This window comes from Pseudomonas sp. LAP_36 (genome assembly GCF_019456785.1).
Taxonomy (GTDB): domain Bacteria; phylum Pseudomonadota; class Gammaproteobacteria; order Pseudomonadales; family Pseudomonadaceae; genus Aquipseudomonas; species Aquipseudomonas tritici.
Map to the genome: position 1 here is coordinate 101,050 of NZ_JAHZMS010000011.1, position 10,688 is coordinate 111,737.

Annotated in this window: 10 protein-coding genes and 4 tRNA genes; all 14 read right to left on the bottom strand. The window is 55.2% G+C overall.

Annotation, left to right across the window (positions count from 1 at the left end):
* Positions 1 to 11: 11 nt before the first annotated feature.
* Positions 12 to 4,085 (bottom strand): DNA-directed RNA polymerase subunit beta, encoded by a 4,074-nt coding sequence (gene rpoB, locus JBO08_RS25800; protein WP_065872588.1) that lies wholly within the window; start codon positions 4,083 to 4,085, stop codon positions 12 to 14.
* A gap of 219 nt (positions 4,086 to 4,304) precedes the next feature.
* Positions 4,305 to 4,670: a 50S ribosomal protein L7/L12 gene (gene rplL, locus JBO08_RS25805; protein ID WP_003176432.1), complete on the bottom strand. Its 366-nt coding sequence runs from the start codon at positions 4,668 to 4,670 to the stop codon at positions 4,305 to 4,307.
* A 78-nt stretch (positions 4,671 to 4,748) separates the two neighbouring features.
* Entirely contained in the window at positions 4,749 to 5,249 is a 501-nt protein-coding gene (gene rplJ / locus JBO08_RS25810; RefSeq protein ID WP_065879559.1) for a 50S ribosomal protein L10, read from the bottom strand.
* A 199-nt stretch (positions 5,250 to 5,448) separates the two neighbouring features.
* Positions 5,449 to 6,144 carry a 50S ribosomal protein L1 gene (rplA, locus tag JBO08_RS25815; protein ID WP_003232403.1) on the bottom strand — a complete coding sequence of 232 codons (696 nt, stop codon included), beginning with the start codon at positions 6,142 to 6,144 and terminating at the stop codon, positions 5,449 to 5,451.
* Positions 6,144 to 6,575 (bottom strand): 50S ribosomal protein L11, encoded by a 432-nt coding sequence (gene rplK / locus JBO08_RS25820; RefSeq protein WP_003210097.1) that lies wholly within the window; start codon positions 6,573 to 6,575, stop codon positions 6,144 to 6,146. The genes rplA and rplK overlap by 1 nt, the downstream gene beginning before the upstream one ends.
* A gap of 116 nt (positions 6,576 to 6,691) precedes the next feature.
* On the bottom strand, positions 6,692 to 7,225 hold the full coding sequence (nusG, locus tag JBO08_RS25825) for a transcription termination/antitermination protein NusG (RefSeq protein WP_003176436.1): 534 nt from the start codon (positions 7,223 to 7,225) through the stop codon (positions 6,692 to 6,694).
* A 9-nt stretch (positions 7,226 to 7,234) separates the two neighbouring features.
* Positions 7,235 to 7,603 carry a preprotein translocase subunit SecE gene (gene secE / locus JBO08_RS25830; RefSeq protein WP_003194658.1) on the bottom strand — a complete coding sequence of 123 codons (369 nt, stop codon included), beginning with the start codon at positions 7,601 to 7,603 and terminating at the stop codon, positions 7,235 to 7,237.
* Between the two features lie 45 nt (positions 7,604 to 7,648).
* Positions 7,649 to 7,724, bottom strand: a tRNA-Trp gene (locus JBO08_RS25835).
* A 159-nt stretch (positions 7,725 to 7,883) separates the two neighbouring features.
* Positions 7,884 to 7,959: transfer RNA gene (locus JBO08_RS25840), tRNA-Thr, on the bottom strand.
* 26 nt (positions 7,960 to 7,985) lie between these two features.
* A tRNA-Gly gene (locus tag JBO08_RS25845) sits at positions 7,986 to 8,059 on the bottom strand.
* Positions 8,060 to 8,083: 24 nt separating this feature from the next.
* Positions 8,084 to 8,168, bottom strand: a tRNA-Tyr gene (locus tag JBO08_RS25850).
* A 142-nt stretch (positions 8,169 to 8,310) separates the two neighbouring features.
* The gene (locus JBO08_RS25855; RefSeq protein ID WP_065872589.1) at positions 8,311 to 8,757 is read right to left on the bottom strand and encodes a hypothetical protein; all 447 of its coding nucleotides are present in this window, start codon (positions 8,755 to 8,757) and stop codon (positions 8,311 to 8,313) included.
* 7 nt (positions 8,758 to 8,764) lie between these two features.
* Complete coding sequence (locus JBO08_RS25860) at positions 8,765 to 9,514, bottom strand: pantothenate kinase (protein WP_065872590.1); 750 nt, start codon at positions 9,512 to 9,514, stop codon at positions 8,765 to 8,767.
* Positions 9,504 to 10,463 (bottom strand): bifunctional biotin--[acetyl-CoA-carboxylase] ligase/biotin operon repressor BirA, encoded by a 960-nt coding sequence (gene birA, locus JBO08_RS25865; RefSeq protein ID WP_065872591.1) that lies wholly within the window; start codon positions 10,461 to 10,463, stop codon positions 9,504 to 9,506. Before birA ends, JBO08_RS25860 begins: the two co-directional genes overlap by 11 nt.
* Between the last annotated feature and the right edge of the window lie 225 nt (positions 10,464 to 10,688).

The following is a 10,688-nucleotide window of genomic DNA, read 5'->3' on the forward strand; positions in this document are numbered from 1 at the left end:
CGCGTCACGTGTTATTCGGTTTCCAGATCGATATCGATGCCGAGGGAACGAATTTCTTTGATCAACACGTTGAAAGACTCGGGCATGCCCGGCTCCATACGGTGATCGCCGTCCACGATGTTTTTGTACATCTTGGTCCGACCGTTCACATCGTCCGACTTCACTGTGAGCATTTCTTGCAGAGTGTAAGCAGCACCGTATGCTTCCAGTGCCCAGACCTCCATCTCCCCGAAACGCTGACCACCGAACTGAGCCTTACCACCCAGCGGCTGCTGGGTAACCAGGCTGTACGAACCGGTAGAACGAGCGTGCATCTTGTCGTCTACCAAGTGGTTCAGCTTCAGCATGTACATGTAGCCAACAGTAACCGGGCGCTCAAACTTGTTGCCGGTACGGCCGTCGAACAGCTGCATCTGGCCGCTTTCTGGCAGGTCTGCCAGTTTAAGCATGGCCTTGATTTCGCTTTCCTTGGCACCGTCGAACACCGGGGTAGCCATTGGAACGCCGCCGCGCAGGTTCTTCGCCAGATCCAGGATTTCCTGGTCAGTGAAGGTGTCCAGCTCTTCGTTGCGACCGCCAATCTCGTTGTAGATCTCGTGCAGGAACTTCCGCAGGTCCGCGACCTTGCGCTGCTCTTCGATCATACGGTTGATCTTCTCGCCCAGACCTTTGGCCGCAAGGCCCAGGTGGGTTTCAAGGATCTGACCAACGTTCATACGCGAAGGTACGCCCAACGGGTTGAGGACGACGTCGACCGGGGTGCCATTGGCATCGTGCGGCATGTCTTCAACCGGCATGATCACGGAGACCACACCTTTGTTACCGTGACGACCGGCCATCTTGTCGCCCGGCTGGATGCGGCGACGGATTGCCAGGTAAACCTTGACGATTTTCAGCACGCCTGGAGCCAGGTCATCGCCCTGCTGCAGTTTGCGCTTCTTGTCTTCGAACTTGTCGTCCAGCAGACGGCGACGATCAACGATGTAAGCCTGGGCTTTCTCGAGCTGCTCGTTCAGAGCGTCTTCAGCCATGCGCAGTTTGAACCACTGGCCATGCTCGAGACCGTCGAGGATTTCGTCGGTGATGTCCTGACCTTTCTTCAGACCTGCGCCGCCTTCAGCCTTGTGGCCTACCAGGGCGGAACGCAGACGTTCGAAGGTCGCGCCTTCAACGATACGGAACTCTTCGTTCAGGTCCTTGCGGATCTCGTCGAGCTGGGTCTTCTCGATGGACAGTGCACGAGCATCACGCTCAACGCCATCACGGGTGAAGACCTGTACGTCGATCACGGTGCCCTTGGTACCGGTAGGTACGCGCAGGGAGGTGTCTTTAACGTCGCTGGCTTTTTCACCGAAGATGGCACGCAGCAGCTTCTCTTCCGGAGTCAGTTGGGTCTCGCCTTTCGGAGTGACCTTACCGACCAGGATGTCGCCTGCGCCTACTTCAGCACCTACATAAACGATACCGGCTTCGTCCAGCTTGTTCAGTGCAGCTTCACCCACGTTCGGGATGTCTGCAGTGATTTCCTCTGGCCCAAGCTTGGTGTCACGCGCCACACAGGTCAGTTCCTGAATGTGGATCGTGGTGAAGCGATCTTCCTGAACCACACGCTCGGACAGGCAGATGGAGTCTTCGAAGTTGTAACCGTTCCAGGCCATGAACGCGATGCGCATGTTCTGACCCAGTGCCAGCTCACCCATATCGGTGGAAGGACCGTCTGCCATGATGTCACTGCGCTGAACCCGATCACCCTTGCTCACCAGCGGACGCTGGTTGATGCAGGTGTTCTGGTTGGAGCGGGTGTACTTGGTCAGGTTGTAGATGTCTACGCCGGCTTCGCCAGTTTCAACTTCGTCATCGGCAACACGAACCACGATACGACTGGCATCAACGGAGTCGATCACGCCGCCACGACGAGCCACGACGCAAACGCCGGAGTCACGAGCTACGTTACGCTCCATGCCGGTACCTACCAGCGGCTTGTCAGCACGCAGGGTGGGTACAGCTTGACGCTGCATGTTGGAACCCATCAACGCACGGTTGGCGTCATCGTGTTCCAGGAACGGGATCAGCGACGCGGCAACCGAAACTACCTGCTTCGGCGATACGTCCATCAAGGTGACGTCTTCCGGCGCCTTGACGGTGAACTCGTTCAAGTGACGAACAGCGACCAGTTCGTCGATCAGCATTTTCTTGTCGTTCATCGTGGCCGAAGCCTGAGCGATCACGTGATCAGCTTCTTCGATGGCGGACAGGAACACGATCTCGTCGGTGACCAGTGCGTCTTTCACCACGCGGTACGGGCTCTCAAGGAAGCCGTACTGGTTGGTGCGCGCATAGGCAGCCAGGGAGTTGATCAGACCGATGTTCGGACCTTCCGGCGTTTCGATCGGGCAAACACGACCGTAGTGCGTCGGGTGTACGTCACGAACTTCAAAGCCAGCACGCTCACGGGTCAGACCGCCCGGGCCCAGTGCAGAGACACGGCGCTTGTGGGTGATCTCGGAAAGCGGGTTGTTCTGGTCCATAAACTGCGAGAGCTGGCTGGAACCGAAGAACTCTTTCACCGCCGCAGCCACTGGCTTGGCGTTGATCAGGTCTTGCGGCATCAAGCCTTCGCTTTCGGCCATCGACAGACGCTCTTTGACCGCACGCTCAACACGCACCAGGCCAACGCGGAACTGGTTCTCGGCCATTTCGCCTACGCAGCGAACACGACGGTTACCCAGGTGGTCGATGTCATCGACGATGCCTTTGCCGTTACGGATGTCGACCAGAGTCTTCAGGACCGCAACGATGTCTTCTTTGCACAACACGCCCGAACCTTCGATCTCGGTACGACCGATACGACGGTTGAACTTCATCCGGCCGACCGCAGACAGGTCATAGCGCTCAGGGCTGAAGAACAGGTTGTTGAACAGGGTCTCGGCAGCGTCTTTGGTTGGCGGCTCGCCAGGACGCATCATGCGATAGATCTCGACCAGCGCTTCCAATTGGTTGCTGGTGGAGTCGATCTTCAGGGTGTCGGAGATGAACGGACCGCAGTCGATGTCGTTGGTGTACAGGGTCTCGATGCGAACGACCTGAGCCTTGGCGATTTTGGCCAGGATCTCGGTGTTCAGCTCGGTGTTGCACTCAGCCAGGATTTCGCCTGTCGCCGGGTGAACGATGACCTTGGCGGTAGTGCGGCCCAGGACGTAGTCCAGCGGCACTTCCAACTCTTTGAGACCGGCTTTTTCGATCTGGTTGATGTGGCGCGCGGTAATACGGCGGCCGGCTTCAACAATGACCTTGCCCTTTTCATCCTGGATGTCCAGAACGGCAATTTCACCACGCAGACGCGATGCGATCAGCTCCAGCTTGAGGGTTTCATCCTTCAGGCTGAATACGTTGGTGGTGTAGAAGGCGTCCAGCACTTGCTCAGTGGTATAGCCAAGCGCGCGCAGCAGTACCGAAGCCGGCAGCTTACGACGACGGTCGATACGCACAAACACGCAGTCTTTCGGGTCGAACTCGAAGTCCAACCACGAACCACGGTACGGAATGATCCGCGCGGAGTACAGGAGCTTACCGGAGCTGTGCGTCTTGCCGCGGTCGTGGTCAAAGAACACGCCCGGGGAACGGTGCAGTTGGGAAACGATTACACGCTCGGTACCGTTGATAACGAAGGTACCGTTTTCAGTCATCAGTGGGATTTCGCCCATGTAGACTTCTTGCTCTTTGATGTCCTTGATCGCTTTGTTCGACGATTCTTTGTCGAAAATGATCAGGCGGACTTTTACCCGCAAAGGTACGGCGTACGTAACACCGCGCAACACGCATTCTTTGACATCAAATGCCGGTTCGCCCAGGCGATAACCGACGTACTCCAGCGCAGCATTGCCGGAGTAGCTGATGATCGGGAAAACGGATTTGAAGGCCGCATGCAGGCCCACGTCGCGGAACTGATCTTTGGTCGCTCCCGCCTGCAAGAATTCACGATACGAATCCAGCTGGATAGCCAGAAGGTACGGGACATCCATGACGTCCGGCAACTTGCTAAAGTCCTTGCGGATACGTTTTTTCTCAGTATATGAGTAAGCCATCAGCGTTCCCCAGCTTGGTCACCTGCTTGTTTGGCCCTCCCGACGGGAGCAGCCAGAAAATCTTGCAAACCCCATGGTTTGCACCACCGCATCGGGTGGCTACAGCGCGTTAATGGCGGCGACCGAGTCGACAGCCAAGAACGGAAAAAGGCCGGTGGCAAGAGCCACCAGCCATCAGCCTTCAGCTTGACGCGTGGGCTGGAGACGCAAGGTCGATGCTTACTTCAGCTCGACTTTAGCGCCTGCTTCTTCCAGAGTAGCTTTGGCTTTGTCAGCGGCGTCTTTCGACACTGCTTCCAGAACCTGGGCAGGAGCGCCGTCAACTACAGCCTTGGCTTCTTTCAGGCCCAGACCGGTCAGTTCACGTACTGCCTTGATCACGTTTACTTTCTTCTCGCCAGCTTCCAGCAGCATAACGTTGAATTCGGTTTGCTCTTCAGCAGCAACAGCAGCAACAGCTGGGCCAGCGGAAGCAGCGGCAGCGGAAACGCCGAATTTTTCTTCGAAAGCTTTGATCAGCTCAACAACCTGCAGAACCGACATTTCAGCTACGGCGTTGAGGATATCGTCTTGGGAGATAGACATTGCTGTATTTCCTGAATTGGGGGACGGCCTACGCGGCCATCGAAATAAACAAAAATACGCGAGAGAATTTGCTCAGCCTTAGGCTGCGACAGCTTCTTTTTGCTCGCGAACTGCGGCCAGAGTACGAGCCAACTTGCTGGTAGCGCCTTGAATCACGCTCATCAGCTGAGAAATAGCTTCGTTACGGGTCGGCAGTGTTGCCAGTACGTCGATTTGGTTAGCTGCGAGGAACTTGCCCTCGAACGCAGCTGCCTTGATCTCGAACTTGTCCTGACCCTTGGCGAACTCTTTGAACAAACGGGCAGCAGCGCCAGGATGTTCCTTGGAGAAAGCAATCAGGGTCGGGCCTGTGAACACGTCGTTGAGAACACTGTATTCAGTGTCAGCAACAGCGCGCTTGAGCAGGGTGTTACGTACAACACGTACGTATACGCCAGCTTCACGAGCCTCTTTACGGAGTCCGGTCATAGCGCTTACTGTCACACCACGGGCATCAGCCACGACAGCGGACAGAGCAGCTTTGGCAGCCTCGTTGACTTCAGCGACGATGGCCTTCTTGTCTTCGAGATTAATTGCCACGGGTTTAACTCCTGCTTGTTACCGTTTCATCTGGCCGGAGCCGGATGTCGTTTTGGTGTCTGATTCGGTAAGGAACCGGGAGCACCATCTGCGTAGGCTTGTGGTTTAAGACTTGCGTCGCCTACGGTCTTGGATAGCCCCCGCCAGGCAGGGACCCCAATTTTTTCAATTGGCGCAATCGCTCGCGCCAATCTGTGTCTTATACGTCCAACGAGCCTTGGTCGATGACCAGACCTGGGCCCATAGTGGTGCTCAGGGTAACGCGCTTGACGTAGATACCTTTCGAGGAAGCTGGCTTGATACGCTTCAGATCAGCGATCAGGGCTTCAACGTTTTCCTTCAGCTTGACGGCATCGAAGCCGACTTTGCCAACGGAGGTGTGAATGATGCCGTTTTTGTCGGTGCGATAACGAACCTGACCAGCCTTGGCGTTTTTAACCGCGGTAGCTACGTCTGGGGTTACGGTGCCGACTTTCGGGTTAGGCATCAGGCCACGTGGACCCAGGATCTGACCCAACTGACCTACAACGCGCATTGCATCCGGGGAAGCAATAACTACGTCGTAGTTCAGGTCGCCGCCTTTCATTTCGGCAGCGAGGTCGTCCATGCCAACGCGATCGGCGCCGGCGGCCAGAGCAGCTTCAGCTGCCGGGCCTTGGGTGAAGACAGCTACACGTACAGTCTTGCCAGTACCGTGTGGCAGCACAGTTGCGCTACGAACGACCTGGTCGGATTTACGTGGGTCAACACCCAGGTTTACAGCAACGTCAACGGACTCGCTGAACTTGACAGTCGACAGCTCGGTCAGCAGGGCAGCAGCGTCTACAAAGTTGTAGGCCTTGCCTGCTTCGATTTTGCCGGCGATAGCCTTTTGGCGCTTGGTCAGCTTAGCCATTACACACCCTCCACGTTAAGGCCCATGCTACGAGCAGAACCGGCGATGGTACGCACGGCTGCATCCATATCAGCTGCAGTCAGATCCGCGTTTTTGGTTTTCGCGATTTCTTCCAGCTGAGCACGAGTCACGGTGCCAACCTTAACGGTGTTCGGACGAGCGGAACCGCTAGTCAGACCAGCAGCTTTCTTCAACAAAACCGAAGCCGGGGTCGACTTGGTTTCGAAAGTGAAGCTACGGTCGCTGTATACAGTGATGATCACTGGAGTCGGCAGACCTGGCTCAATACCCTGAGTACGGGCGTTGAAGGCCTTGCAGAATTCCATGATGTTCACGCCGTGCTGACCCAGAGCTGGACCGACGGGTGGGCTAGGGTTGGCCTGAGCGGCCTTCACTTGCAGCTTGATGTAAGCGGTAATCTTCTTGGCCATGAGGCACTCCAATTACGGGTTCGAACGCCTCTAAAGGCTCCCCGGTTACTTGCGCGTTTATCCCAGTGACGACAAAACCCCACAGCCTAGGCTGTGGGGTTGGGATGCTTGCTCAGCTAGACCTTCTCGACCTGGCTGAACTCCAGCTCTACCGGAGTAGAACGACCGAAAATAAGCACTGCCACTTGGATCCGGCTCTTTTCGTAGTTAACTTCTTCGACAGTACCGTTGAAATCAGCAAACGGACCATCTGTGACACGAACAACCTCACCCGGCTCGAAAAGCGTCTTCGGCTTAGGCTTGTCGCTACCATCAGCAACACGACGCAGAATTGCTTCTGCTTCTTTATCGGTGATAGGAGCAGGCTTATCAGCGGTACCGCCGATGAAACCCATGACACGAGGAGTGTCCTTGACCAAGTGCCAAGTACCTTCATTCATGTCCATCTGTACCAGCACGTAGCCAGGGAAGAACTTGCGTTCGCTTTTGCGCTTCTGACCATTCCGCATTTCAACCACTTCTTCAGTGGGAACCAGAATTTCGCCGAAGCCATCTTCCATGCCTGCCAGCTTTACGCGCTCTAGCAAAGAGCGCATAACATGCTTCTCGTAACCCGAGTAAGCATGCACAACGTACCAACGCTTAGCCACGGGACACCCTTAGCCAACAATCAAGGAAACAAGCCAGCCGAGCAGGGAATCAAGCCCCCACAACAGCAACGCCATAACCAGAACAACAGCCACAACAATCAACGTAGTCTGCGTGGTTTCTTGGCGAGTCGGCCAAACGACTTTACGTATTTCGGTGCGAGCTTCCTTTACCAGGACCGCGAAAGACTTGCCTTTGGCAGTCTGCAGGCCTACAAAGGCAGCTACAGCAGCAAGGGCAAGCAAAGCGAGCACACGGTACAGGATCGGCGAAGCAGAATAGTACTGATTGCCAACAACGCCTACGACCACCAAGGCGACTACGGCGAGCCACTTGACCAGATCGAAACGAGAGCTTTGAGCTTCAGCCTTAGGAGTCATCTATGAAGATCCTGTGAAAAGAAAGCCAGATACACCACGTGAATCTGGCAGGTCAGGAGGGAATCGAACCCCCAACCTACGGTTTTGGAGACCGTCGCTCTGCCAATTGAGCTACTGACCTAAAACAAAATCAGGCCGACCATTATGCAGGCCTGAAAAAGACTTTACAACAACCAACCTCTAGAGACTTGAAATCACCTGGCAACACCAGGCACAACACCATCAAGCCGAGATTAACTGTTAAAACAAAGGCAGATATTTTCATATCTGCCTTGTTATATGGAGCTCTTGAGCGGATTTGAACCGCTGACCTCACCCTTACCAAGGGTGTGCTCTACCAACTGAGCTACAAGAGCAAAACACCGTGCACAACCTGCAAACTTGGAGCGGGTAGCGGGAATCGAACCCGCATCATCAGCTTGGAAGGCTGAGGTTCTACCACTAAACTATACCCGCGGAGCTTGCAGCTCACGCTAAAAATGGTGGAGGGGGAAGGATTCGAACCTTCGAAGTCGTAGACGTCAGATTTACAGTCTGATCCCTTTGGCCGCTCGGGAACCCCTCCTAAGCGAGCCGGCATTCTACATCACGCCGACCTTCTGTCAAGCATTTTCTCATTAAAAATATGAGGTTAGCTGCGTTGACCTTCGCTTCGCACTGCTGACCTAAAAGGTCTTCACTGCGAAGCGGGCGCCATTCTATGCAAACTATTCGAGAGTTGCAACGCCTTCGCACAACATTATTTTATGTTTTAACTCATTGAATTCCTTGGCAAGGTTTTCAAAGGGCAGGTCGTCAGCCAGGCGTCGGCTTTCAGGGGCAACGCGGAGCCAGTAGCCGGAAGCATCAGCAGTATTCAGCAATTGGACCTTGACCTTTATATCCAGGCTTGTGAGGCGCTGCTCAACGAGTTGCGCCTGGCGTTGATCCGCAAATCCGCCGATGTACAGGCACGTATTTTGTGCCTCAGGCGCTCTTGCTCGCTCCCTGCGCATTACGGTGTCAGAGGATTCACTCAATAGCCGAATATCCTGCTGCGCCCCCTTGTAGAGACTTAGAGGAGTGACATCTTTAGCGCGCAACGGTGCTTCTTGCTGATGCCAAACGTAGTAGAAGGCGTTGAGAACAAGTAAAAGCAAAAACAGCCAACGCATAATCACCTCAGGACAAAGGGCACGCCATCGCCAAACCGACAAAAACCAGATCAGGAACGAGCCGGGCCTGTGGCACCGCATCCGATACCAGATCAGCATCCCCGCCGGTCAGGAACACAGTGAAGTCATCACCCCAGTAGCTTCGCGCCAGTTCCAACTGAGTCAGGACAAACCCTCTCAACATCAACGTACAGCCGCGCTCTACCGCCTCCACAGTCGTACGACCTGGCGAGAGATACTCCAGCGCCCTTTCAGCAGCCGCGTCGTCGTAACGAATCTTGCGCGTGTGAGTCCGCAACTGACTGCGCATTAGAGGCATGCCGGGACATATAAAGCCGCCCAGATGCTCACCATCCGCCGTAATAAAATCTGCTGTTGCCGCGGTGCCAAAATCGAGCACCAGGCAAGCGCCGCGCGCCAGCTTGAATCCACCAAGCATCGCTAACCAGCGATCAAGACCCAGACGCTCGAAATCTTCGTAGCCGTTACGCACTCCGGCCATTTCTCGTGCGGGAGCAGCGCAGGAAACAGCAACGCCGAAAGTCTCATACAGAGCCGCGACTAGTTTGCTTGTTTCTTCCAAGGCACGAACGCTCACCAATCGGCAGCGTGTCAGCAATAATCCAGGAAGCGCGAGCAGGCTTTCAATCAATGCCAGATCCGAACCCACAACACCCTCCGCCGAGGTACTCGCCCTATCCGAATCAAGCACTCGCCATTTAATAAAGCTATTCCCACAGTCGAGCTCAAGAATCATCACGCAGCCTCAGGCTTAACTCACCACCACTGTATATTTTCTCAACACCATCAACGCTCAGGCGCAATGCTCCCTGACGATCTACACCCAATACAATCCCGTCAACCTGGTTAACGCCGGCAATGAGGGATACTGACCGCCCCTGCCATGCGTGATTTTGCTCCCACTCTTCTTGAAGCGCGACAAAACCGTGTGCCCTGTGTCGATCAAGGTAGTTTTGCAACTGCTGGCCCAATCGCGCCGCCAGAGCGTTGCGATCGATAGGAGAGCCCGTCTCGAGCTGCACCGAAGTCCATAGCTGATCGACCTCGTCAGCTCTCTGCATATTCACGTTTATACCTATTCCGAGAACAACGTGACAGATATCAGCAGGGTCTCCTACCAACTCCAGCAAAATCCCGGCAATCTTCTTCTGCCCTACCAAGACATCATTTGGCCACTTCAGTGCCGCCCCCTGCACACCTGACTCGCGCAAGGCCTGCATGACCGCCAGGCCCACCACCAGGCTTAGGCCCTCCAACTGCCGCAAACCAGCCTCGATGCGCAATACGAGGCTGTAATACACATTCTGTGCAAACGGGCTGACCCACTTTCGCCCCCTTCTGCCTCTTCCCGCCGTCTGCTGCTCCGCAAGCACCAAGAACGGAGCCGCGCATCCAGCATCAACAAGACGCAAGGCTTCGGCATTCGTGGAATCAAGGGAGTCAGAGATATGTACGGGCCACGTCAAGGAAGGCGCATTCCGCGCAATGTCCTCAGCACTCAAGAAAACCAGGGGCGACGCCAATTGATACCCCTTACCACGAACCTTATGGATGGGCAGATTCAATTCAGCCTCGAGGTGCTGGAGCTGCTTCCAGACCGCACTGCGACTAACGCCCAGGGCAGCGCCAAGTGCTTCTCCGGAGTGGAATCGGCCATCTTTCAGAAGCTTTAACAACGTCAGCATGCAGGTATCGCCTCACAATGAGGCACGCATGATAGCCATGCGCACGGTCATTGCATAGAAAGGCCGAGCGTTAGCACTGAAGGCCGCCGAGATGAGCTCTTTGCACTTTTCACCCGCCCAAAACAAAACCCCTGTTCGCGTTAGCAAACAGGGGTTCTGGAATTTAATCTTGACGATGACCTACTCTCACATGGGGAAACCCCACACTACCATCGGCGATGCATC

What these genes read in the sequence shown, in the direction of transcription:
- rpoB (WP_065872588.1), bottom strand. Translation starts at nt 4,085, where the DNA reads ATGGCTTACTCATATACTGAGAAAAAACGTATCCGCAAGGACTTTAGC.
- rplA (WP_003232403.1), bottom strand. Translation starts at nt 6,144, where the DNA reads ATGGCTAAGCTGACCAAGCGCCAAAAGGCTATCGCCGGCAAAATCGAA.
- secE (WP_003194658.1), bottom strand. Translation starts at nt 7,603, where the DNA reads ATGACTCCTAAGGCTGAAGCTCAAAGCTCTCGTTTCGATCTGGTCAAG.
- birA (WP_065872591.1), bottom strand. Translation starts at nt 10,463, where the DNA reads ATGCTGACGTTGTTAAAGCTTCTGAAAGATGGCCGATTCCACTCCGGA.
- JBO08_RS25860 (WP_065872590.1), bottom strand. Translation starts at nt 9,514, where the DNA reads ATGATTCTTGAGCTCGACTGTGGGAATAGCTTTATTAAATGGCGAGTG.
- JBO08_RS25855 (WP_065872589.1), bottom strand. Translation starts at nt 8,757, where the DNA reads ATGCGTTGGCTGTTTTTGCTTTTACTTGTTCTCAACGCCTTCTACTAC.
- rplK (WP_003210097.1), bottom strand. Translation starts at nt 6,575, where the DNA reads ATGGCCAAGAAGATTACCGCTTACATCAAGCTGCAAGTGAAGGCCGCT.
- rplL (WP_003176432.1), bottom strand. Translation starts at nt 4,670, where the DNA reads ATGTCTATCTCCCAAGACGATATCCTCAACGCCGTAGCTGAAATGTCG.